Source organism: Chryseobacterium sp. FH1, from assembly GCF_000735135.1.
In the GTDB taxonomy this organism is placed as follows: Bacteria; Bacteroidota; Bacteroidia; order Flavobacteriales; family Weeksellaceae; genus Epilithonimonas.
Map to the genome: position 1 here is coordinate 347,913 of NZ_JPLZ01000002.1, position 24,929 is coordinate 372,841.

Annotated in this window: 23 protein-coding genes; 12 read left to right on the forward strand and 11 right to left on the reverse strand. The window is 36.4% G+C overall.

Features of this window, described 5'->3' with window-relative positions; translation table 11 throughout:
• Positions 1-66 precede the first annotated feature (66 nt).
• A complete protein-coding gene (locus tag IO90_RS02870) occupies positions 67-2,187 on the reverse strand; it encodes a carboxy terminal-processing peptidase (protein ID WP_034963720.1) in 2,121 nt (706 codons plus the stop codon).
• A 172-nt stretch (positions 2,188-2,359) separates the two neighbouring features.
• Here IO90_RS02870 and surE point away from each other — a divergent pair, with 172 nt between their 5' ends.
• From surE to IO90_RS02885, 3 genes are all read left to right on the forward strand, one after another.
• Positions 2,360-3,124, forward strand: a complete 765-nt coding sequence (gene surE, locus IO90_RS02875) for a 5'/3'-nucleotidase SurE (protein WP_034963722.1) — start codon at positions 2,360-2,362, stop codon at positions 3,122-3,124.
• A 13-nt stretch (positions 3,125-3,137) separates the two neighbouring features.
• The gene (locus IO90_RS02880) at positions 3,138-3,707 is read left to right on the forward strand and encodes a Crp/Fnr family transcriptional regulator (RefSeq protein WP_034963724.1); all 570 of its coding nucleotides are present in this window, start codon (positions 3,138-3,140) and stop codon (positions 3,705-3,707) included.
• A gap of 144 nt (positions 3,708-3,851) precedes the next feature.
• Positions 3,852-4,541 carry a class I SAM-dependent methyltransferase gene (locus IO90_RS02885; protein WP_034964266.1) on the forward strand — a complete coding sequence of 230 codons (690 nt, stop codon included), beginning with the start codon at positions 3,852-3,854 and terminating at the stop codon, positions 4,539-4,541.
• Positions 4,542-4,618: 77 nt separating this feature from the next.
• On the opposite strand, the gene IO90_RS02890 is transcribed toward IO90_RS02885, so the two are convergent.
• From IO90_RS02890 to IO90_RS02920, 7 genes are all read right to left on the reverse strand, one after another.
• Complete coding sequence (locus IO90_RS02890; protein ID WP_131450808.1) at positions 4,619-5,125, reverse strand: hypothetical protein; 507 nt, start codon at positions 5,123-5,125, stop codon at positions 4,619-4,621.
• A gap of 65 nt (positions 5,126-5,190) precedes the next feature.
• Positions 5,191-6,390, reverse strand: coding sequence for a diaminopimelate decarboxylase (gene lysA / locus IO90_RS02895; RefSeq protein ID WP_185094376.1), 1,200 nt, complete (start codon positions 6,388-6,390; stop codon positions 5,191-5,193).
• A gap of 251 nt (positions 6,391-6,641) precedes the next feature.
• Positions 6,642-7,562, reverse strand: coding sequence for a hypothetical protein (locus IO90_RS02900; RefSeq protein WP_131450809.1), 921 nt, complete (start codon positions 7,560-7,562; stop codon positions 6,642-6,644).
• A 140-nt stretch (positions 7,563-7,702) separates the two neighbouring features.
• A complete protein-coding gene (locus tag IO90_RS02905; RefSeq protein ID WP_034963733.1) occupies positions 7,703-8,206 on the reverse strand; it encodes a hypothetical protein in 504 nt (167 codons plus the stop codon).
• A gap of 18 nt (positions 8,207-8,224) precedes the next feature.
• Positions 8,225-9,454: a PolC-type DNA polymerase III gene (locus IO90_RS02910; RefSeq protein WP_034963735.1), complete on the reverse strand. Its 1,230-nt coding sequence runs from the start codon at positions 9,452-9,454 to the stop codon at positions 8,225-8,227.
• Positions 9,455-9,522: 68 nt separating this feature from the next.
• Entirely contained in the window at positions 9,523-10,545 is a 1,023-nt protein-coding gene (locus IO90_RS02915) for a T9SS type A sorting domain-containing protein (protein WP_034963737.1), read from the reverse strand.
• Between the two features lie 19 nt (positions 10,546-10,564).
• Entirely contained in the window at positions 10,565-12,100 is a 1,536-nt protein-coding gene (locus IO90_RS02920) for a helicase HerA-like domain-containing protein (RefSeq protein ID WP_034963739.1), read from the reverse strand.
• Between the two features lie 125 nt (positions 12,101-12,225).
• On the opposite strand from IO90_RS02920, the gene IO90_RS02925 reads away from it, so the two are divergent.
• The 7 genes from IO90_RS02925 to IO90_RS02955 all read left to right on the forward strand — a co-directional run bounded on the left by IO90_RS02925 (position 12,226) and on the right by IO90_RS02955 (position 18,036).
• On the forward strand, positions 12,226-13,107 hold the full coding sequence (locus IO90_RS02925; protein ID WP_034963742.1) for a bestrophin family protein: 882 nt from the start codon (positions 12,226-12,228) through the stop codon (positions 13,105-13,107).
• A gap of 2 nt (positions 13,108-13,109) precedes the next feature.
• Entirely contained in the window at positions 13,110-13,649 is a 540-nt protein-coding gene (locus tag IO90_RS02930; protein ID WP_034963744.1) for an RNA methyltransferase, read from the forward strand.
• A 171-nt stretch (positions 13,650-13,820) separates the two neighbouring features.
• Positions 13,821-14,474, forward strand: a complete 654-nt coding sequence (locus IO90_RS02935) for a CBS domain-containing protein (protein ID WP_034963746.1) — start codon at positions 13,821-13,823, stop codon at positions 14,472-14,474.
• 3 nt (positions 14,475-14,477) lie between these two features.
• On the forward strand, positions 14,478-15,350 hold the full coding sequence (locus IO90_RS02940; protein WP_034963748.1) for an NAD kinase: 873 nt from the start codon (positions 14,478-14,480) through the stop codon (positions 15,348-15,350).
• Positions 15,351-15,452: 102 nt separating this feature from the next.
• Positions 15,453-16,520 (forward strand): class II fructose-bisphosphate aldolase, encoded by a 1,068-nt coding sequence (gene fbaA / locus IO90_RS02945; RefSeq protein ID WP_034963750.1) that lies wholly within the window; start codon positions 15,453-15,455, stop codon positions 16,518-16,520.
• A gap of 94 nt (positions 16,521-16,614) precedes the next feature.
• Complete coding sequence (accD, locus tag IO90_RS02950) at positions 16,615-17,472, forward strand: acetyl-CoA carboxylase, carboxyltransferase subunit beta (RefSeq protein WP_034963752.1); 858 nt, start codon at positions 16,615-16,617, stop codon at positions 17,470-17,472.
• A 111-nt stretch (positions 17,473-17,583) separates the two neighbouring features.
• Positions 17,584-18,036: a DUF6973 domain-containing protein gene (locus IO90_RS02955; RefSeq protein ID WP_316931164.1), complete on the forward strand. Its 453-nt coding sequence runs from the start codon at positions 17,584-17,586 to the stop codon at positions 18,034-18,036.
• 8 nt (positions 18,037-18,044) lie between these two features.
• On the opposite strand, the gene IO90_RS02960 is transcribed toward IO90_RS02955, so the two are convergent.
• Positions 18,045-18,470 carry a DUF6146 family protein gene (locus tag IO90_RS02960; RefSeq protein WP_034963755.1) on the reverse strand — a complete coding sequence of 142 codons (426 nt, stop codon included), beginning with the start codon at positions 18,468-18,470 and terminating at the stop codon, positions 18,045-18,047.
• A gap of 78 nt (positions 18,471-18,548) precedes the next feature.
• Positions 18,549-19,754, reverse strand: coding sequence for an endonuclease (locus IO90_RS02965; protein ID WP_034963757.1), 1,206 nt, complete (start codon positions 19,752-19,754; stop codon positions 18,549-18,551).
• Positions 19,755-19,976: 222 nt separating this feature from the next.
• On the opposite strand from IO90_RS02965, the gene IO90_RS02970 reads away from it, so the two are divergent.
• Entirely contained in the window at positions 19,977-22,856 is a 2,880-nt protein-coding gene (locus tag IO90_RS02970; RefSeq protein WP_034963759.1) for a carboxypeptidase-like regulatory domain-containing protein, read from the forward strand.
• A gap of 11 nt (positions 22,857-22,867) precedes the next feature.
• Positions 22,868-24,283 (forward strand): DUF5689 domain-containing protein, encoded by a 1,416-nt coding sequence (locus IO90_RS02975; RefSeq protein WP_034963761.1) that lies wholly within the window; start codon positions 22,868-22,870, stop codon positions 24,281-24,283.
• 51 nt (positions 24,284-24,334) lie between these two features.
• Here IO90_RS02975 and IO90_RS02980 read toward each other — a convergent pair whose 3' ends face one another.
• Positions 24,335-24,928, reverse strand: coding sequence for a DUF4126 domain-containing protein (locus IO90_RS02980; RefSeq protein WP_034963763.1), 594 nt, complete (start codon positions 24,926-24,928; stop codon positions 24,335-24,337).
• Between the last annotated feature and the right edge of the window lies 1 nt (position 24,929).

Sequence of the window (24,929 nt, forward strand, 5' to 3'; positions counted from 1 at the left end):
GGAAACAAAGAATAATTTCATTAAGCATAAAAAAAGCGGAACTAATTTTTTAGTTCCGCTTTTTTGTTATTTGATCTTCGAAAGAACATCCACCGTTTCTTCCAGATAGAAATCTCTTTCAAGATTCTTTCTCCAGTTTTCGGTTTTCTTGGCAAATGCTTCGTCTTTTTTGATTCTTTCCGCTTCGTCCGGGTGAAGTGTGAATTTCAGTCCGTTATTGAATTTTTCCAAACCTTTGAACTTCTCGATCTGCGCTTTACGCGTTTTCATCAGTTCATTGAATTTGGCTTGATTCAGAGTGATTGTTTCTTCTTTGTCCAAGGCTTCCTTCCATTCTGCAGATTCCTGCAACATTTTGTAGTTACTGTTGCCAGCAAGTTGTTTGTCTAATTCTGCCTGCAATTGAGGAATATTAAGTCCGGTCAATTTTTTATAAGAAGTGGTTTCAATTTTATCCCAAGGTAAAGCGAACTGGTCAAAACGTTCTCCAACTTCTGCGTAAGAGAAGAAATCTTTCATTTTAAGGTCAGATTCCACACCTTTTCTTTGAGTCGATTCTCCAGTAACTCTATAGAATTTTTGGATGGTCAATTTCAAAGCACCGAAATCATCGTTCGTGTTCAGGAATCTGTTGAGCTCTACAAAAGTCTGTACAGTCCCTTTTCCGAATGAACTTGGAGATCCGATGACAACTGCTCTTCCGTAATCTTGGAAAGCACCTGCTAGGATTTCTGAAGCGGATGCAGACAATTCGTTTTGCATCACCACAAGTGGTCCCGTCCAGATTGGCTCATTAGATTTATTATCCAAAACCTGAATTTTCCCACGACTGTCTTTCACCTGAACGTAAGGTCCAGCATTCATAAACAATCCCATAATATCGCCAACTTCGGTAAGAGATCCACCGCCGTTGCTTCTAAGGTCAAGGATGATTCCTTCTACGTTTTCTTTTTTAAGTTTGATCAATTCTGCTTTGATGTCGTCCGAAGCATTTCTGCCCTTCGGATTTTCAAAGTCTACATTGAAACTTGGCAAATAGATGAATCCATATTTTTTTCCATTGGAAGCGTTCACAGTGATACTTCTCGCGAAAGTATCTTCAATCGCTACTTCTTCACGGATCATCGTTACTTCTTTGATGGTTTTATCTTTTTTTTCAACGGTCAAAGTAACAGGTGTTCCTTTTTCTCCGCGGATCAGTCGTACAGCCTCGTCAGACAACATTCCGACAACGTTTACGGCTTCTTCTTTCGGCTTGGATTTGACTTTCAGGATTTTGTCGCCTTCTGTCAATTGTTTGGATTTCCATGCTGGTGCGCCAATCGTCAATGCGCCAAGATACAAGAATCCTCTTTTTTCTTGGATGATTGCTCCAATGCCAATTACTTTCCCAGTGAAATTCATATCAAATTCCTCCTTGTTTTGCGGTGAGAAATAATTGGTGTGAGGATCAAAAACTTCTGTGTAAGCATTCATATAGACAGAGAACCAGTCCATTTTCTTTCTTTTCTTGAATCTTCTGAAAGAATCAGTAATCAAATCTTTTACTTCTGCTGTTGCTTTTATACGCTTCTGTTCCATAGAAATTGGCGCGTATTTGATCGTATCCTGAAGTTTGTTGTTCACGACAGAATCTTTTTTCTTTTTCTGAGCTTCCTCTTTGCTGGAAAGGGTTTCAATCTCCTGAAGGATGTTGTACTTGATGTACTTTTTCCACTCTTCACGTTGTTGCTTTGCATCAGCCGGATTGGTTCTTTTCTTTGGTTCGAGGATCAATTCTTCATCTTCATCCAAATTGATCGGTTTCGATAGAATGTCTTGTGTCATCTTATCAATCTCATCCACACGTTGGTAAAGACGGTCGATTGTCAATTTATAGAACACAAGGTTTCCATTGTTGAGGTAATCATCCAGTTTTGTATTGTGCTTTTTGAACTCGTCCATATCGGATTGCAAAAAGTACCTTTTGGACGCATCTACGCTTTCAAAATATTTGTCATATACATCTTGAGAATAGGCATCATTGATAGGTTTTGGATTATAATGAAGATATGAAAGTGTATTTTTCACGCTTACCATTATGGTCTGCATTTTTTCGTCATCATTTTGAGGGGAGTTGAAACAGAACATCAGCGTCATAAGAGGCGCAAACATCAGTAGTTTCCGGAACTTGATTTTTTTGAACATAAATTTTTAATCTGTACTTAAATTAGTCAAAATTTTCTTTTGAATGTTACTTGCTTATTCAAAAACGAAACCAAATTTAACACCTTATTTTATTTTACTCATTATAAATTATTTATTTTTGAGAGAATTTTGAAAATATCGCGCTCTGCGAAAAGAAATATAAAATAAGATTATGAACAAACCATTGATACTGGTAACCAATGATGATGGGATTACGGCGCCGGGAATTAGAAAATTGATCAGCATTGTGAATGAAATTGGAGACGTCATCGTCGTTGCTCCCAATTCTCCTCAAAGTGGGAAAGGCCACGCCATCACCATCAACTCCACTTTAAGCTTCGAAGAATTGAATCTTGATGGGCTTCAAAAAGATTTTTCTTGCTCCGGAACGCCTGTTGACTGTGTGAAAATGGCTTTGGACAAGATTCTTCCGAGAAGACCAGATTTGGTGGTTTCAGGCATCAATCACGGTTCTAATTCTTCTATTAATGTCATCTATTCCGGAACAATGTCCGCCGCGGTGGAAGCTGGCGTGGAAGGTTTGCCCGCGATTGGATTTTCTCTTGGCGATTTGAAATGGGAAGCAGACTTTGATCAGGCAGAAGATTTTATTAAGGAAATTATACTTAAGACTTTGGAAAAGCCGATGCCAAAAGGTGTTGTCCTGAATGTCAACATTCCAAATCTTAAAAAAGAAGAGATCAAAGGGATTAAGATTTGCAAGCAAGCGAATGCCAAGTGGGAAGAAAGCTTTGACGAAAGAACCAATCCGCACGGAAAAAAATACTACTGGCTTTCTGGCTATTTCAACAATATGGATGCGTCTGAAGATGCAGACGAAACAGCTCTGACAAACGGTTATGTCAGCATTGTTCCAGTGAAATTTGATATGACTGCTTACGAATATATGAACGAACTGAACGAGATTTATCAATAAAAAATGAGGATGGATGGAGTTTATGAAACAATTTCTTCGCACTAATAATATTCCGATCTCAGACGAAAACTGGAAATTATATAGCGAGAAGAACGTTCGGAAAGAATACAAGAAGGGAGATCTGATCCTAAGAGAAGGCGAGGTAGAAAACTATCTGTCTTTTGTGGAAGATGGCACAGCTAGATTGTTCTTTGTAAAACAAAATAGGGAGCTTACTACCAGATTTGTATTTAAATACCAATATCTCACATCCTATGATTCTTTTTTGCAAAGGTCGCCGTCCAGATGCAATGTAGAAGCGCTTACGGATCTGGTTGTTTGGCAGATCAATTATGACGATCTACAAGAAGTTTATACAAAATCCAGCCAAGGAAATCTGATTGGAAGAGTAACTGTAGAATATATTTATTTAGCAAAATCAGATAAGGAATTCTCTTATCTAAGCGAATCTGCAGAAGAGCGATATTTGAAATTGATGAAGGAACATCCTGATCTTTTTCAACTGGTAGCATTGAAGCACATTGCCACATATCTAGGAGTTACACCACAAGCACTAAGTCGTATTAGAAGGAGAATTTCTTAACCGAGGTTCATTTTATTTGTTGTAAATAAAATTTACATTTGTACTTAGCATTCAGAATGTAAGTTCCGAATGACGAAAAAAAGTGTTCAGAGAGATCTGAATGCTTTTTTTATTAATATTATCTTTGCGATAAGTTTTTTTTCTATGACCGATCTACCAGGAATTGCCATCAAAAATTTTCACGAGAAAACCAGCCGAGGCAAACTTTATGTTCACGATACATTTGGACCACGGGTAGAAATGCCGATTTCCATCTATTTCCGAAACGAAAAACAAATGCCGACTCTGGAGAAAAAAGCTCTGAATCTTTGCCAAGGAAAAACTTTGGATATTGGCGCGGGTGCAGGAAGTCACGCTCTGGTTCTTCAAAGTAGAAATCAGGAAGTTGTGGGGTTGGAAATTTCACAAACCGCTTGCGAAGTGATGAAAAACCGAGGTCTGAAAAATGTGCTTTGCGAAGATATTTTCAAATTAGACAATGAAAAGTTTGATACGCTTTTGCTTTTGATGAATGGTATTGGACTTTGTGGTGATTTGGCCGGATTCAGAAAATTCCTCAAAAAAGCAGAAACTTTACTTAATGAAAATGGAATTTTGATTTTCGATTCTTCGGACATTAATTATATGTACGAGGATGAGATATTTCCAACGGATCATTATTATGGCGAAGTTTTTTGCTTATACGAATATCAAAAACAAGTTACAGATTGGTTCAAATGGCTTTATCTGGATCGTGATACCTTAGAGAAAATTGCTTCGGAAGAAGGTTGGATCTCGGAATTGATTTACACAGATGAAAATGACCAGTATCTTGTAAAATTATCCAAAAAATAAGTAAACCGCCTAATTGAGGCGGTTTATATTTTATGTACTTTAAGAAACTTTTATCTCTAAAGGCTAATTTCTAACATCTAGTTAAAAGCATTATCATAAGCCATCGATGAAAAATCAATTTTCAACATCGCTTGCGAATCAATAGGATTTCCATTGCATTTAGCTGGCTTCCAAGTTTTGTTTACTTTTTTTGCCGCTTCTTTTAAATCGTTAAGAAAAGCTTCACTGTTTGCTACTTTTGGTCCAGCTTCCAATTTTGATAATACGCCATCTTTTGTAATATCCATTTTCACAAAAAACAATCCGTTGATGACGTAGGTTTTCCAATTTACGTTTTGCATCAATTTTTCTTTCAATTCCTTGATGTATGCCTCTGCACCACCAGGATATCTCAAACTTTTGAATTTTGCTGGGTCGCAATTATCATCTTTAAGTTGATAAATACCTCTCACATTGTAAGCAACAGAACTTAGAGATGCATCATTCATAGGGATATCGATATTCATCATATCTTCAACATCACTGTTTTGTGCGAAAGCAAATGAACTTATTAATAAACTAAAGGAAAGTAATAATGATTTCATAGATTTTGATTTTGAAAAATTATGAAAGAAATTTTATGCCAAAACATTTTCTGATTAGCAACAAATTACAAAACCTCGATCTGATTTTTCAATAGATCTTCAAACTCATCTCTTTTTCTGATGAGGTGCGCTTTTCCATCCAAAAACATCACTTCGGCAGGCTTTAATCTGGAATTGAAATTTGAACTCATCTCAAAACCATAAGCGCCCGCATTTCTGAAAACTAAAACATCGCCTTCTCTCACCTCATTTATTTTTCTGTCCCAAGCGAAAGTGTCTGTTTCACAGATGTTTCCGACAACGGTATAAATTCTTTCCGCACCTTTTGGATTCGATAGATTTTCGATAATGTGATAAGAATCGTAGAACATCGGACGAATCAAATGGTTGAAACCAGAATTCACGCCCACGAAAACTGTCGCCGTTGTTTGTTTGATGACATTCGATTTTACCAAGAAATGACCGCTGTCACTCACAAGGAATTTCCCTGGCTCAAACCAAAGTTGGAATTTCTTCCCAGATTCTTCCTCGTATTTTTTGATGGAAGCATTTACTTTTTTCCCAAGAGATTTCACATCTGTTTCGATGTCACCTTCTTGATAAGGCACTTTGAAACCGCTTCCCATATCCAGATATTTCAAATTCGGGAAATGTTCTGCCAATTCAAACATAATTTCAAGACCTTGGATGAAAACATCTGGGTCTTTGATTTCACTTCCTGTGTGCATATGAAGACCTTCCACATTCAGATTGGTAGATTTCATAACACGTTCGATGTGACGCATTTGGTGAATCGAAATTCCGAATTTGGAATCAATATGTCCAGTCGAAATCTTATGATTTCCACCAGCATAAATGTGTGGATTGATTCTCACAAAAATCGGATAAGAACCACCGAATTTGTTTCCAAATTGCTCAAGAATCGAAATGTTATCGATGTTGATATGAACTTTATGAGACATTGCTTCCTCAATTTCAGCAAGGTCAACACAGTTTGGTGTAAAAAGAATTCGTTCGCTGGAGAAACCAGCTTTCAAGCCCAATTTCACCTCGTTGATAGAAACGCAATCCAAAGATGCGCCTAGTTTTTCTACGTACTTCAGGATATTGATGTTGGTCAAAGCCTTGGCAGCGTAGAAAAAACGCGTGGTCTTCGAGAAAGAAGATGTCAGCTTTTTATACTGCTCGCTGATGGAATTAACGTCATAAACATACACGGGCGTCCCGAATTCTTTTGCTATACTTAGCAAGTCCTGATTGGTCATAATCGTAGATTTTTAAAAATAAAAAGGCAGATTCTTATATAAAGAGTCTGCCGCAATAGATATCTTATGCACGCAACTCATTATACATTCCAAACCTTAGAGAACCTTACAGCTCCCTTTTTACCGATTTTGCTTTGTTTAAAATATTGCATTGCTTGTTGTTAAAATTTTTCGCAAAATTAGAGTTTATCTGTAAATCTCGCAATTTTTGGATTGATTTTTATTTTCGAAGAACATTTTAAATGTAGGTATTATAAGTTGTTATCTATTCCGACATACTTTTCAAGACACTTTATTCCAAATTCAGTTAATTCCTCATCAATATTTAAGACTTTTCGAACTTGTAATTTATATACTCTTATATCCGAACGTCTTATAGAACGATATAATTTATCGTATCTTTTAGCTTTTATAAAATATTTAAAATGCCTATACTCAAAAGCATATGAAATTTCTTCAAACAATTTCATTAATTCAAAATCTAATTTAATTTGAGAATTAGCGTATGGTTCTGAAATGTTTTCGATTATCGTTCTATTTAATAATTTATTTGACCAATTTTCATTGATGTTGTATAATGCGAGATTAAAGAATGGCTCATCATCTATTTTTTGCGTTTGTGATAACTCTTTGAAAAATTCTTCAAGATTTATTTGGTTTTTGAAGTAATATATCCTTTTTAGTGCGGCAATTCTAATTTCAAAATTTTCTTCATTTTGAATAATGTATTTTAAAAATTCATAAAAAAGAATATCTCTGCTTTCAGATAAACGTTTTATAAAATCTACATCTTGAATCCTATTAAACTCTAAAATTATTAAATCAGTATTAATCTTAATTTTAAATATTTCTAAAGAATCAATACTTGCAATAGTTTGATTTTTCCAAATTTTTTCATCAATTAAATTATTATTGTATGAATGCGATTCTTTTGTACATTCTGGGTTTATAGAAAAGGCTTTTTTTAGGCAACTCAATCCCAAAAGATAATACTCTATATTTTTCTTGACAAGTTGTGTGAGCCATTCTCCAACGCTTAACCAAGTATTGTAGTCTTCTGGATTAGATTCTATGGTTTTTATGAACAGTGAGATACCAAATTGATTTCCCATTTGATTATTACTACCTATTAATGTTCCGGCTATGTAATAATTAAAGTTGGATTGATTCATAATATCAATTTTATTTTTCGGGAAGTGGAGAAACCTCAAACTCATTCCTCAAAAGCGCCAACTGCAAGTCATTCTGTAAAACTCGCAATTTTGGATTGGATTTTTATTTGTTGGATGGTGAAAATCAAAGTGGTCTTTTACTATTGCTTGTTTAATTGATACAGATTTTCCAAAAATTTAATTTTATCTTCTTCACTCCAAAGTTTTGAATAAACAAGGAGATTAAGAAAATTGTTTTTTGATGTTCCAAACAAAAAGACATTATCTAATTTTCCATCATTGTATTTCCATATGATATATTCCAATTTAGAATCTTCTTTTAATTTTTTAGTCTTGGCTTTTGTTTCTTTTCTGTAATCAGAGTCCCATTTATAAAACTCCTTAACATTTTCATAGCTTGTATTTTCATCCTTAAAAAAAGGATAAGCTCTTTGTGGATTTTGAGCAATAGCAATTATGACTCCATCTGAATTTTGCAGATAAGTTTGTCCCGAATCTTTCACAGTATTTAATTGTTTCCAATCACCCGGGATTTTTACTTCATCTGTATTTGTTTTTACATTTGAATATTTTAAATCATCCTGGCAAAAGATCAAACTTGGGACAAACAAAACGATTAGAAAAAAAAGATTGATTCTTTTCATAAATTATTAGGTATTAAATTAACTCTTCGGCAACTCCAAAACCTCAAACTCATTCCGCAAAAGTGCCAACTGCAAATCATTCTGCAAATCCTGAGAGAATCGGGAAACAGGCAACATTAGTTTTTTGATTTTCTCAATAGACTGGATTTGATGATACAAATCGTAGAACCCAAAACCGGTCAGTTTTCCGTTTTCTAAAATGAGAAAAGACTTTTCGCCCAAAGTTCTTCCCGATGAAGTCCAAATCTCGTTTCTTTTTTTAAGGTTGATTTTCTGTGTGAATTCCTCCAGATTTTTCTTCAGCTCAGGTTTTGATTTGATGTAATTGATGGCCTTTAAACCCTGCGTAAAACTTTTGAATCTTAAATAAGGTTTCTCTTCCTGCTCTCTTTTGATTTTCTCAAGAATGAATTTATTCTTTCTGTAAAACAATCCGAAAGGTAAAGGTTGCGTTTTGCTAATGCCTTTATTCTTCATCATCAGTTTGGCAATAAGGTCGGTTCCAGTCAATTCGTAAGAAGTCAGAACCGCATCTTCCTGAATGTTCTTGTATTTTCTGGAATCCGATTCAAGGATTTTTTTCGCTGATTTATATAGATCTTCTACAACATCAGAATAAATAATTTTTCCTTCAGAATTTTGGAAGTACAAGATTCCACGCTCATTCGGAAGGTCTTCTGTCAACAATTGGATTTTGTTGAGATAACCTTTTGCGTGATTTTCTTCCTGTTGAGATTGGATGATCTCATTGGATTTGTCTTTGATCATCAACAATTTAAAGAGGTCCAAAGTCGCCCTAGCATCGCCACTTGCCCTGTGCGCTTCTGTCAAAGGAATTCCAATAGATTTGCAAAGCTTGCTTAGTGAATAACTTTTCTCTTCCGGAATCAATTTTTTAGCTAAAGGAATTGTATCTAAAGTATTGATATTGAATTCGTAACCAAGTCGTTTGAACGATTGGCGAAGCATCCGATAATCGAAGTCGATATTGTGGCCGACCAAAGTTGAATCCTGCGTGATCTCTACCACACGTTTTGCGATCTCGTGAAATTTCGGAGCGGTCAAGACCATTTTGGACGAGATTCCTGTCAACTTTTGAACAAAAGAAGAGATCTCATCTTCGGGATTCACGAGCGAGATAAACTGGTCTGTGATCTCGTGACCGTCATAGCGGTAAATTGCAATCTCTATGATGCTTTCTTTCCGAAATGGTGCGCCGTTACTTTCTATATCTATTACTGAGTACAAATCTGTGCTTTAAAAAATAAAATTCTTACAAATGTAGGAATTTCAATTTTGCAAAAACTAATAAGCAATTACTCTTTTATCACTTTTTGAGTAGTTACTTTTTGTTTATTATAAATTTTAAAGATATAATTTCCCGATTTTAAATAATTAATATTGGCCTCGTTATTTTTAATACTCAGTTCTGTCTTTATCAATCTTCCAGAAATGTCAAAAATTTCTATTTTTGTTACCTTGTCGGGAGATTTAAATTTAATAATGTTTTTTGCAGGATTAGGAGAAATAGAGATTTTTTCACCATAAATTGATTCTGAAGTATCCAAGAACTCGCAATTCGTATTAATAGTACAGTTCGTATAATTATTTATCAGGATAATATTCTCTAAATTACTTTTCTCACTTTCATCACAGCATATTGATTTTAGAGTAGGATTACCTTTTAAGTTAATTTGCTGATGTGAACCATTTTTTACATTCAAATTAATAAGCTGATTGTAATCGAGGTCAATCATTTTTAAAAGAATATTTTTACTTAAATCAATATTACTCAATTTGCAAGCAGAAGCATTAAATTCTTCAAGTTTTAAACAATTTTGTACATCTATCTCAGTCAAATTCATATTAGCATTAACTCGTAAAACTTTAAGATTTACCAAATCAGATAGATCTAGATTCAAAATATCCTGATATGAACAGTCTAAATATTCAAGACTAGACATGTTTTTTACATCTAGTGAAGTCAATCTTCCGCTATTTAGAATTAAAGTTTTCAACTTAGCTAAGCCTTGGACATCTATTCGATTAATATAACTAAATGTAATTGATATTTTTTCTAATTCTTTAAAGTTATTAATCCCTTCGAAACTAATAATATCATAATTTGAGCTACTAATGATTTGTTTTACTTGAACTGTTTCGGAAACTTGAATTTCTCCATCTTTATTGACGTCAATTTCTATAGCATTACCATTAGCATCTTTTGCTCCACCGTTTATTAAGAAACTTTTAAAGTTTACATCTGGAATATTGATTGTTTGAGCCCCAGTCAGCGTCACTAATAAAATTGCACACAAAACGAATAGTATTTTTTTCATTCTCTAAATTTGCGCAAAATTAACGTTTTCTCCTACCCAAGCCAAACATTCCTAAAATAGCTCTTGCTCCTTCTCTCATTAATGTATTGGTGAAAGTTCTGCCGGCACTTGACTTTAGTACTGTTTCAAACATTCCAGCCTCTTCTTTAGGTTGCGCAGTTCTGCCTCTCGTTGGCGTCGGAATCACGGTTTGTGTATGTTCTTCAATTCTTTTGTTTAGGATTTCGTACGCACTTTCTTTGTCGATGTTTTCCTCATATTTTCTAACGAGGTCAGAGTTTCTTGTCAGATCATCAATTTCCGATGAGGTCAAAATATCCATTCTACTTTCGGGCGAGATCAAATAGGTGTGAACCAAAGGCGTTGGAATTCCCTTCTCGTTAAGAGCAGTCACAAAAGCTTCCCCGATTCCAAGATTTTGGATGAGTTCGCTGGCGTTGTAAAATTCTGTCGTTGGATAATTTTCAACCGCTTTATCTATTTCTTTTTTGTCTTTTCCGGTAAATCCTCTCAAAGCGTGCTGGATTTTCAAACCTAATTGGCTCAAAATATTTTCCGGAACATCGCCCGGAATTTGAGTGATGAAATAAATCCCGATGCCTTTCGAACGAATCAACTTCACCATCGTTTCAATCTGCGAAAGCAAAGTTTTAGATGCTTCTTTAAATAGCAAATGCGCTTCGTCGATGAACAAAACCAATTTCGGTTTCCCGCTGTCACCTTCCTCTGGGAAAGTCATATAGATTTCCGCAAACAACGATAAAATAAAGGTCGAGAAAAGATTCGGCTTACTTTGGATATCATCCACTCGGAAAATATTCACAACACCTTTTCCATCTCTCGTTTGTAATAGATCTTCGACATCGAAACTTGGCTCGCCAAAGAAAGCGGTTGCTCCTTGTTGTTCCATCGCCACGATTGAACGAAGAATCGCTCCCAAAGATGCCGGCGCAATTGAGCCGTAGTCATCAGCCAATTCCTTTTTGCCAATTGGATTATCGGTTACGTATTGAAGGACTTTTTTCAAATCATTCAAATCCACCAAAGGCAAAGCTTTGTCGTCGCAATATTTGAAAACGATGGACATAATGCTTTGTTGCGTATCGTTAAGCCCAAGAATTTTACTCAATAATATCGGTCCAAATTCCAAAACCGTTGCGCGAAGTTTCACACCTTTTGCACCGGAAATTGTCATTAGTTCCACTGGAAAATTCTGTGGAGAATATGGTAAACCTGTTTTAGAATACCGTTCTTTGATGTTATCGTTTTCCGTCCCAGATTCAGCGATTCCAGAAAGGTCACCTTTGATGTCCATTACCAAAGTCGGGATTCCGGCGTGAGACAATTGCTCTACGAAAACCTGAAGTGTTTTGGTCTTTCCAGTTCCTGTTGCGCCTGCAATCAAGCCGTGTCTGTTCACGGTTTTCAGAGGGATTGAGACATTGACATCAGTGACGATCTCGCCGTCCAACATTCCTTTTCCTAGGATGATGTGGTCGCCTTTTGGGTTGTATTTTGAGTTGAGGTCGGTTATGAATTTTTCTTTATTTGACATCGAATGGTTTTTAAAAGCTTAAATTTAAAAATAATTTTCAGAAATGGTTTTAAAACTTGAAGTAATTACTTAGCAATCATAAATTTTAATAGGATAAAAATTATCTTTGCACTCAAATGCCATTTATGCGCGCTTATAACACCAAGAATTTCCTCAAAATCCTAGTCAGTCTACACAAGACTGACACCTTGAAAATCCTGTTCCCAACAATGCTTCTGGTAGGAATTTACTCGTACGGAATGTATTATGTAGAAATTGAATATCTGCATCTCACGGAAAAATCCACAGTCAGCCATATCGGAATGTTGCATTCTCTCCTTGGTTTTGTCTTGTCATTATTATTGGTTTTCAGGACCAATACAGCTTACGACCGTTGGTGGGAAGGTCGTAAACTATGGGGGAAATTGGTGAATGACAGTCGGAATTTTATGATTAAAGTTTGTAGCATTCTTGATGAAAAAGATGTGAAGACCAAAAATCAGATTGCAAAATATATCAAGTTTTTTCCCCACTTCTTGTCAAGCCATCTTTCCAAAGAATCTACGCGATTGGTCTTGGACAAAGATTTCGCAGAGCTTGCCGAGGAACTCAAACATCATCCGCCAGCAGAATTAATTTTCTTATTGACCAAAAAATTGTATCAACTCAAAAAAGCAGGAAAGATTTCTGATACCGAACTGTTGTTTCTAGATGCGCAATTATCTGGTTTTCTGGATGTTTGTGGTGGTTGCGAGAGAATCAAAAACACGCCTATTCCCTATTCGTATTCATCATTCATCAAAAAATTTGTGGTTTTCTATGTTTTGGCTTTGCCTGTTGCAAATGTTGTGAATCTTGGCATTTTTATGATTCCGATTACGATGTTTGTCTATTACGTTTTGATGAGTTTGGAACTGATTGCGGAAGAGATTGAAGATCCTTTCAACAACGATGAGAACGATATTCCGATGGAATCCATCGCACAAAATATCCAAAGAAATATTGATTTAATTATAAATAAAGCCTAGCTGTGACAAAGAAACTGAAACTTGAAGAATTGGGGAGAATAGATGTTGAAACCTTCAAAAACACAGCGAAGATTCCGCTCGTCATCATTTTGGACAGTGTGAGAAGTATGCACAATGTGGGCGCCATTTTCCGAACTGGCGACGCATTTTTGATTGAGAAGGTTGTGCTTTGTGGCATCACGCCTCAGCCTCCTCACAGAGAAATTCACAAAGCAGCGCTTGGCGCAACAGAAAGTGTGGATTGGATCTATGAGCAAGATATTAATGTCGCAATTGAGAATCTAAAGAACGAAAACTTCAATATTATTGGTATCGAACAAACTTCCGACAGCCAAATGATCTCTGATTTTGAAATTAAATCTGATGAGAAATACGCTTTGATCTTAGGAAATGAAGTCGATGGAATCAGCGATGAAGCTTTGCCAAATGTTGATGTTTTCTTGGAAATTCCTCAATTAGGAACCAAGCATTCTTTGAACGTAAGTGTCTGTGGCGGCATCGTAATTTGGGAGTTTGCAAAAAACCTTAGTTCTTTAAAATAAAAAAACTGCAGACACAATTAAGTGTTGCAGTTTGAAATAAATCTAATAAAAAGTAAAAATGAAAGGCGACAAAGATATACTTTTTGTTTAATACGACGCAATACTTTTTATAAAATTTCATATTTTTTTTTAAAACCTTTTCTCGGTAAGGAATTTTTGTAAATTAGCATAATGTTTATAAAAGACTACATTTCCAAAGATTATCCCGCTTTTGGCAACAAGGACTCTATCGAAGAGGCTTCCGAGGTTGCAAAAGAGTTCGGGTATTCCCACGTTTTCATTGTGAGCAAAGGTGTTTTCTTGGGCGGACTCAGTCAGTCTTTTCTGGAAGACAGTCCTGAGGGAAAATTGGACAGTCTCAATATTCATTACGAGCGATTCGCCATCATAGAAGATAGCAGTATCCTTGATAGCATCAAGCTTTTCCATACTTTCAATGCGAATGTGATTCCTGTGATTTCCAAAGAAGAAAAATATTTGGGTTATATTTCTTGCGACGACATCTTCAATGAGTTTTCCAAATATCCATTGTTCTCCGAGAACGGTGCAATCTTGACGATCCAAACGACAGGTTTGCATTATTCGATGACGGAGATCACTCAAATTGTGGAAAGTAACAATGCGAAAATTTACGGCACATTCATCAGCGCCATCAAAGAAGATAGCATAGAGATTACGCTGAAGATCAGCAATGAAAATCTCAGTTCCATTGATGAAACCTTCGAAAGATATGGTTACAATGTGGTCAATAAACATTACGACGACGAGAAAGAAGAACTGTTGAAAGACCGATTTGGGTTTTTTCAGAAATTTTTGGAGATATAATTTATGAAGGCTGCTATCTACTCTCAAAAGAAAGATCTCGATACGTTTTTGTATCTCAACAAGTTCATTTCCGAATTGGCGCTCAGAGAAGTTTCCGTAGTTCTGCATTCGGAAATGGCGGAGAATCTTAATTTTTCTAAAGAATTCGATACATTTTCCGGGAAAGATGAGCTGAAAAGAAAAAATGTCAATATCGTTTTCAGTTTTGGAGGCGACGGGACGATTCTCAACGCTTTGACTTTCATTCAGGATTTGGAAATTCCAATCATTGGGGTTAATACAGGCCGACTTGGGTTTTTGGCGAACTTCAGGAAAGATCAAATCTTTGACGAGTTGGATTCAATTATTCTTGATAAAAATTACAATATCAGCGAACGTTCTGTCATTAAAATAACAACAGACAATCCAAATTCCATTGATTTTCCTTTTGCGCTGAATGATGTCAGCCTTTCCAGAAAGGAAACAACATCCATGATCACGGTGGAATCTTACATCAACGAAGAATTCTTGAACATTTTCTGGGGCGACGGCTTGATCGTTTCTACGCCAACTGGTTCTACAGCTTACTCGCTGAGTTGTGGCGGACCAATTATTTCGCCAGCGAATGACAATTTTGTCATTACACCAATCGCACCTCACAATCTGAATGTTCGGCCACTCATCGTAAAAGACGATGCGAAGATAAAATTGATCGTCAAAAGTCGTGTAGAGCAGTATACTTTGGCTTTGGATTCCAGGCTTTATCATATGGAGATCGGAAGTGAGATCAATATCGAAAAGGCGGATTTCTCACTTTTTCTCATCAAACCCAAAAATTTCAGTTTCTATGAGACCATTCGTCAGAAATTGCTTTGGGGGAATGATAAGAGGAATTAATTAAAAATATTAGTCATAACATAAGACTGAAAATTCAAACTTTAAATAATTAATAATTTTGTAACTTTACCGTTCAAAAAAAATCTTAAAAATATAATCAAAATGAGCAGAAAATTTCCGGCAGGAGTTGCCACTGGTTCTTTAGTAACAGAGATATTCGATTATGCAAAAGAGAAGCAATTTGCACTTCCGGCAGCTAATGTAATTGGATCAAGTAATGTAAACGCAACGATGGAAACTGCTGCGAAACTAAACGCACCTGTAATCATCCAGTTTTCAAACGGAGGATCTATCTTCAACGCTGGAAAAAGCTTGAACAATGATAACCAAAAAGCAGCAGTTCTTGGAGCTATTGCTGGGGCAAAACATATCCACACTTTGGCAGAAGCTTATGGAGCGACTGTGATTTTGCATACAGACCATTGCGCAAAAAAATTGTTGCCATGGATCGACGGCCTATTGGACGCAAGTGAAGAGTTTTACAAGCAAAACGGAAAATCTCTTTACTCTTCCCACATGTTGGATTTCTCTGAGGAGCCAATTGAAGAAAACCTAGAGCTTTCTGCAAAATATTTCGAGAGAATGAACAAAATGGGAATGACTCTTGAAATCGAATTGGGTGTAACTGGAGGTGAAGAAGACGGCGTTGACAACTCTGACGTTGACAGCTCAAAACTTTACACGCAACCAGAAGAAGTAGCTCACGCCTACGAAGTTTTGAAAAATATCTCTGATAATTTCACAATTGCGGCCGCTTTTGGAAACGTACACGGTGTTTACAAACCAGGAAACGTAAAATTGACGCCGAAAATTCTTGACAATTCTCAAAAATATGTTCAGGAGAAATTCGGAACAGGAGAGAAACCTGTAAACTTCGTATTCCACGGTGGATCTGGTTCTACTTTGGAGGAGATCAGAGAAGCAATCGGTTATGGTGTTGTGAAAATGAACATCGATACAGATCTTCAATTCGGTTACACAGAAGGAATTAGAGATTATATGACCGATAAAATCGAATATCTACGTCATCAAATCGGAAATCCAGATGGAGCAGATGCACCGAACAAGAAATTCTACGATCCAAGAGTTTGGGTAAGAAAAGGAGAAGAAACTTATATTAAAAGATTGACTCAGGCTTTCGAAGATCTGAACAATATTAATACACTTTAATAAAATTTATAAATGATAATTGATGAGCGATAAACGATTTTTCTAAGTTGTTTTTTCATCAATTATCAATTATCATTCATCAATTATAGATTATATGGCATTTGATTGGTTTAAAAGGAAAGGGCAAAATATTACCACTTCTACAGAAGACAAAAAGGACGTTCCAAAAGGACTTTGGCATAAAACGCCAACAGGTAAAATCATAGAAGCTGAAGAACTCAGAGCTAATAATTTTGTGTCTCCGGAAGATGGTTTCCACGTAAGGATCGGAAGTAAAGAATACTTTGATATGCTTTTTGATGATCAGAAATTCAAAGAGTTGGATGCTGATGTGGAAAGTGTTGATATTCTTAAATTCAAGGATACAAAATCTTACACAGACCGTCTGAAAGAAGTGAAGTCCAAAACCAAATTGACAGATTCTATCCGTAATGCGACTGGAAAAGTGAATGGTGTGGAAATGGTGATCTCCTGTATGGATTTTGCTTTCATCGGTGGATCTTTGGGATCTGTGATGGGTGAGAAGATCAGAAGAGCGATCGACTATTGTATCAAACATAAGTTGCCTTACATGATCATCTGCCAATCTGGTGGTGCTAGAATGCAGGAAGCTGCTTACTCATTGATGCAGTTGGCGAAAGTTCAAGCAAAGTTGGTTCAACTTTCGGATGCCGGTCTACCTTACATCGCTTATCTGACCGATCCAACTTTTGGTGGTATCACAGCTTCTTTTGCAATGACGGCTGATTTAATTATCGCAGAACCAAGCGCTTTGATTGGATTTGCAGGACCACGAGTTATCCGTGAAACCATTGGTAAAGATTTGCCAGAAGGTTTCCAGACTTCAGAATTCTTGCAAGAAAAAGGATTTGTGGATTTCATCGTGAAGAGAACAGAGATCAAACATCAGGTTTCAAGAGCGGTAAAACTTTTGATCCACGAATATCATTAATCAAACTTTTGAACTAAAAATATACTCTCTCAAATCTGGGAGAGTTTTTTATTGATGAGATTTATAGGTATATTTTTTCGAGCATTGAAGTCATTGACCTTTAATAAGTTATTGAAGGTTTTTTCCATTGGCATCATGCATCCGTTGTTCGCTTTTCTATATACTTATGCGAGTCTTAAAGCTTTTAAGATAGCAAAGGAATTGTATCCCGAAACCAATTCCAACAGCGGGATAGGAAACGCGTTCCGACATGCCTATTGGTGTTGTATCATAATGATGTACTTCTGCAAGGTTTCATCACCCAAAAAATCCTTGAAATGGTGCAAAAGATTAACGGATATGCATGAGGATCTCTTCCCCAACAAGCCTTTGGAAACTAAAATGGATCTTCATAACAATCAACTCGGAATGGATTACTTTATGAGTCTTTTGCCAGGCGTTCACAGACAGTTTTTCGAGAGTAGTTTCTTCATTAAGGAGCTTCAGGAAAAAACAAAAGATGCTGTTTTGATAACATCTGTTGATGAGGAAGTTGATAAAGATATTATGATTTATCTGGAGTAGTATTTTATCTATTTTACTTTATCGATTCCTCTGAGTCCATTAAACCTAATTCCGTATTTCCAATTGCAGTAAGCGAAGAATTGATACATTCTGTATTCGAAATCTAATCCGTAATTTTCTTTCGGATCGTAATCTATGGAAACTTCATAAAAGTTGGGATCGACGCCGGAATAGAATCGATTATTCCATTCAGTTACCAACACTGTATTTCTGGATTTCAAACTACTTTCAGTAAACATAGATTTTGGTTGTGCTCTTGATGCAACAAAATTTTCGTATTCTGCATCGAAGACAGTGATTTCCCACTCATCTGCAGAATCTGTTTTCTTCTGCGTCGCTAGTGATGGCTTTTGATACTCTGCTAATGGTTTTGAACTTGTGGAACAAGACCAAATAAATGCAGAAAGTATAGCAATAAATATTAGGTTTTTCATTTTCGATTAAATATAAACTTAATTAAACAAAAAACCGTTCCAAAAAATTGAAACGGTTTATATATATAATCAAGACTCTTAAGGAGTTGGATCCTTCTGCAAGATCACGAATGCCGGGAAGTGATCCGAATATCCGCCGGTAAATTGATCGCCATTCCAAGATCGGAAAGGGTAACCTTTGTAATTACCTTCCTTATTCACCAAGTATGCCGGTGCAAAAATCTCTGCTTTGAAAACCGTGTAATCTTTTCTAACTTCTTTGTTTGGAGAATTCAAATTCGCAGAAACGATGATCTGATCGAATAAATTTGGTGCATCCTGATAAGCCAATGATGCAATTCCCTTTTTATATAGAGGATACATTAAATTAAGATAAGGTGTAGTCTCGGAAAGATCTTTTGGATTTCCTGCTGCTTTCAAATAATTCTTCAAACTGGAGCTTACAGGATCATCATTGAAATCGCCCATTGCAAACATTTTAGTAGAAGGGTCTAATGCTTGTACACTGTCCATCTGTTGCTTAAGAATAGTTGCTGCAGCGTTACGTTTCGGAACGGAAACAGATTCTCCACCTCTTCTGGATGGCCAGTGGTTTAGGAAGAATGCAACTTTCTCATTGTCAAGAAAACCTGTAAGGACAAGGATATCTCTCGTGTATTCTCTTTTTCCGTTCTCTCCAAAAATTTTCACTTCTTTTTTCCAAGACTTGGAAGGGGTAAATCTTCTTTTCTGATAAATGAAAGCAACATCGATTCCCCTGTAATCGTAAGAGTTGTAGTGTACAATGCCGTAATCATATTTTGCGATTGAAGGTTCTTTCACCAGATCTTCTATCACTTGGCGATTTTCTACTTCTATCAGGCCAGCAACCACTGGAGCTGTATTAGTATAAGATCTTCCCATTTCAGAGATTACCTTAGCTGCGTTCTCTAGTTTTTTCTTGTAAATTCTATAAGTATAGTTTTTACCACTTTTTGGGGTGAACTCTTCGGAACCGGATTGGATTCTTACCACTTTTTTACCTTTAAGAGCTTCGTCATTCCAAGGACCAGGGTAATCTTTTTCCGTCACTTCCAAATATTTGATAGAATCCAAAGGCACACTTCTATGGAATGCAGGATTGTTGATATCCTTTGTCCCATCTATATAATCTGCTGAACGGATCGTGTCCCAAAGGTTTTCAACGTTTAGAAATCCTACGGTAGCGGCACGCACTTGTTTCTTTTGCTGTGCAGATATTAAGGAAATACTTAAAATAGCAATTAAGCCAAAAATATTTTTCATAAATAAAATATGTAAGGCTACAAAAGTAATTTTTTTTGGATTGTTGCAAAAAGAAAATTTCAAATATTTGGTAATTGATAATAATGTTGCAAATAATTGACAATTTGTTAAAATAAAAAAAATGTTAAAAACTATTAATTATGGAAAATTTATTTACATTTGCCTTCCGTGCGTAACGGACTGTATATTAGAAAAAAAGAGCAAACAAAACCTAATTGATTTATGATTAAAAAATTATCATTAATCTCCTTATTTACAATGCTTCCAGCATCATTTTACTTTGCACAAACTACCGTTTTTGCATACCTGAAAGATGCAGACGGGAAACCGGTAGAAAAAGCACAAGTTGATCTAAAAGGGGAAGCTAATAGTGTCTCGGCAGACAAAATTGGATATTTCCAATTTGTAGATCTGAAATCCGGACATTATCAGATTGTGGTAACCAAACCAAATTTCGAACCAAAAACGTTCGAATTTGACATTACTACAGAAAAAAGAAAAGATTTGGGGGTAATTACCCTTTATTCTACTTTGACAGGAGCAGATCAAGGGCTTGCAATCCTTGATAATGCAGATGATGAAGGAAGCGGACAAACTTCTACAGTTGGTCTTTTGCAATCTTCACAGGATGTTTTCAACAGAATTGCAAGTTTTGACCTAGGTGCATATTGGTTCAGACCAAGAGGTGTGGACGGAAGAACTTCCGAAAATATGTTGAACGGTGTTTCTATGGTGAAGTCTGACAATGGAAATGTGGATTTCTCCAACTGGGGAGGTCTTAATGAAATTGTAAGATATCCAGAGATCTCTGCAAACCACGCACCGTCGGAATATGCATTTGGTGGAGCAACAGGTGTCATCTACAAAAATACCAGAGCAAGCGAATACAGAAAAGGTTTCCAAGCTGTTTACTCTATCACCAACAGAAATTACAGACAAAGAGTTTCTTTGAGATATTCTTCTGGAATGTCGAAAAGTGGATGGGCTTTCACATTGATGGGTGCTAAAAGATGGGCGGAAGAAGGAATCCAGGAAGGAACTTTCTACGACGCTTACGGAACGTATCTTGGTGTTGAAAAAAAATTCAATGATAATCATACAATGACTTTCAATGCATTTGCTTCTCCTTACAGAAGATCTACAGCTAGTCCAAGCACACAAGAAGTTTATGATTACAGAGGTGTACATTACAACTCATATTGGGGTTGGCAAGATGGCGAGAAAAGAAGTGAAAGGGTAAGAAAAGGTTTCCAGCCGATCTTCCAATTACAGGACTTCTGGAAAATCAATAAAAAATCAAATCTTTGGACTTCAGTTTCTTATCAATTTGGAAAAGATAAAGGCTCAAGACTGGATTGGCAAAATGTTCCAAATCCATCTCCTACTTATTACAGAAACTTACCAAGTTATTTCGGATCGTTGAATGAGGATGCATTTACTTGGGATCCTAACTCGGGAACATATCTTGGCGCAGGTGACGCATATCAGGCTTCACGTGCTGCTTGGCAAAATGGTGATCCTAATGTGACTCAGATCAATTGGAATAGATTATACGCTGCTAATATGGGGCAAAATCCTGTTACCCAATACGGAGTAACCGGTAATAGAGCATTATATTATCTTGTAAATGATGTAAGTGATGACAAAATCTGGAATGCAGCGACGCACTATACGTACAACTTCACAGATAAGTCTAAATTTATGTTAAATCTATCTTATCAAAATTATAGATCAGAACTATACAGAGAGGTGAATGATTTGTTGGGAGCAGATTTTGTTTTCAACAGAGATCCATTTGCAGCAACCAACAATCCTGGTACATCGGCACTATACAACGAAGGTGAAGCAGATGTTGCTAAAAAAGTGGGAGACAGATTATTATACAATTACATCTTCAGAAGACAAGAAGTGAAAGTGAATCCTGGATTGAAATTCTCTGAAGGCAAGTTTGATGTTTTTGTTTCTGCTCTTGCAGGCTATTCTACTTCTAGCAGAGAAGGATTGTTCAACCATTATCTTTATCCAGATTCATTTGGAAAAAGCAAGGATTATGATTTCTGGAACTTTGGTTTGAAAGGACAAATTATCTATAGACTCGACGGTAGAAACTTCTTGATCTATAATGGTAGTTATTTTTCACAAGCACCTTATTTAGAGGATCTTTTCATCAATCCAAGACTTAATGCTGCTGTAGCTCCAAATATCAAGAATACGGTTGTCAACGCAAATGATTTGAGTTACGTGATCAATTCACCATTATTCAAAATCAGAGCATCTGTATTTTTAATTGATACTCAGAATGAAACCAACGTACAGAGATTCTTTGCAGATGGGATTCAAATCGATAATTCGACAAGCGGAGGAACTGCAGATAACAATACGGCAGGACAATATATCCAGAGTGCTTTCGTAACTCAGGTAATGTCTAATGTGGAGAAGAGAAACATGGGTGCAGAACTTGGTGTTGATTTCAAAGTTTTACCAACATTATCTTTACAAGGGGTTGCAAGTTATGGTCAATACACTTACCGTAACAATCCGGATGTTTATTTCGCGTCAGATGCAATCGGTGTTTTTGGTAATGGACAGTCGTTTGTACAATTCGGAAAATCTGATCTCAAAAATTACAAACAGGGCGGAACACCACAGACGGCATTCTCTGCTGGATTTAGATACAACTCACCGAAATATTGGTGGTTTGGAGCAAACTGGAATTATTTAGATAATAATTATCTAGATCCTTCTGCTCTTCTTAGATCTCAAAGTTTCGTGCAGAACAGCAATTCTGGTACGCCGTACGCATCTGCTGATGACGCTGAACTTAGAAGATTGTTGGCTCCAAACAAATTACCTGCTGCTTACTTTATCAATGCAAACGTTGGTAAATCTTGGTTGATGGGTAAATACTATTTGTTGATTTCTGCCTCTGTTAATAATATTTTTGATAACACAAAATATATCACAGGTGGTTTTGAACAAACAAGAAATGTTAAGTTTGATGGTTTCCAAGAGGATTTCAACAGAAGTCAAACTTTATTTGCACCAAAATATTGGTACACACAAGGACGTTCGTATTTCGTAAATTTACAAGTAAGATTTTAATAATTAAAAAAATGAAAACATATACAACAATTAAAACATTGGTTTTCGCTGCAATCGTTGCAACAACCTTTAACTCATGCGTCAAAGATGATGACTGGAGCGCACCAGAAATTCTGTGCAATAACAGATTTGCAGAACCTACAACAACTATGGCTGCTTTTGCTGCACTAGCACCTGCATCCGGTACAGGGACTACTTATAAAGTTCCGGTAGACGGCGCTGCGGTTATTTTTGATGCTTACGTAGTTTCATCTGATGAGAATGGTAATTTCTACAAAACAATATCATTTCAAGATAGCCCAGAAAACCCAACTGTAGGTTTGTCTTTGGAAGTGGATAAAGCTTCTAACTATGCCGATTTTCCAGTAGGATCTCATATCAGAATCAAAGCCAACGGATTGGTTTTAGGATGGGACAGAGGTACGAGAAAAATTGGATCTGTTGACCCAGCTTATGCTATTGGTAGAATTCCAAGCATACTTTTAACAAGATATCTTTCTGGAGTTTGTAACGGAAATAATAGACTTGACATTGCAACTTTAGTTCCAACAAAATTACCTTCGTTAAGAGAGGCAAGTGCAGAAAAGTACTTGAATACTTTGGTATCAGTAGATAATGTACAGTTTGCAAAAGGTGAAGTTGAGCCAATCAATAAAACTTTTATCAACTACATTGCTGGTGTAGGTCAAGATACTGATAGAGCAATCATTGATAAAACAGGAGAATCTTCAATCATCAGAAACTCAGGTTTCTCTACATTTGGAGCTAAATTGTTACCAAAAGAGTCAGGTGAACTTACTTTTGTTGTTAGTAGATACAATTCAGGGTATCAAATGCTTATTAGAGGTCTTAATGATATTAATTTTACAAAAGAAAGATTTGCAACGGGGATTATAGGAGGGTCAGCAATTAGCTTTTCAGGATCTTTTACAGAAAACTTTGAATCTTATCCAGCTAACACAGCAGCGCCATTTTTCAATAATTTCCCTAAGTATATAAATTATGCAGAATTTGGTAACAGATATTGGGAAGTAAGATCTTTCAGTAATAACAAATATATTCAACTTTCTGCAAATGCAGCGAGTGGAAATATTCACACTTATTATATAGTTCCGGTAGATTTTACAGCAGCAAATACATTATCATTTAGAGTAAACGTAGGTTTCTACAATGGTGATGTACTGAAAGTTTATACCACGACAAATTATACAGCTGGATCCGAAATATCAAGCGCAACACTGACAGAAATTACTTCAAACTTTACAATTCCTAAAGCACCAGCCACAGGATATGGAGTTTTGGCACCAGCAGGAACCTATAATATTCCGGCAGCCCTTACAGGTAATGGTTTCGTTGTATTCAAATATGAAGGCGGAAACCCAGGAGTTACTACAACTGCTCAGATAGATGATATTGTTGTAAACTAAAATTAAGATTATAGATAATAAAGAAAATCCCGCAACTAGCGGGATTTTTTGTTAGATACTTTCCGAATTATAAGCTTTCATTTTCCTCCAAATCTTCCTTCCAAAAAATATAACCACAACCAATAATGCAATTGCCAAAATAAATCCGATCACAGGAAGAAAAATCGCCAAAACGGACATCAATCCTGCACCCGCAGTTTCTGTAGTAGCAACAACGTTATTTCCAATGCCACCAGTCGTTGCTGTGGACGCGGCTCGTGTTCCGGCAAATCCCGAAGCAATCGTAGCGGCAGTTCCGCCACCAGCAATTAGCGCCAAAGCCCACTGTGGAAACGTTCCCAATTCCATGAACTGACTTGCAAACAAAACCGATCCGGCAATCGTTGCCAAAGGAATGGATAAAGTGTCAAGGAAATTGTCAACTACGGGAATGTAATAGGCAAGGACTTCTATCAAAGTCGCAATTCCTGTGGTAATAAGAGTCGGCAAGCCAGAAAGCCATTGGAAGTTGTCGCTCATCGGAATCCAGCCCATATACGAGGCAAGACTCACAGCAAACATTGGTAAAAAGACTCGGAAACCAGACGCCGCAGCCAATCCAATTCCGATAAAAGCACTCAGTATGTAAGGTAGAATATCAGCCATT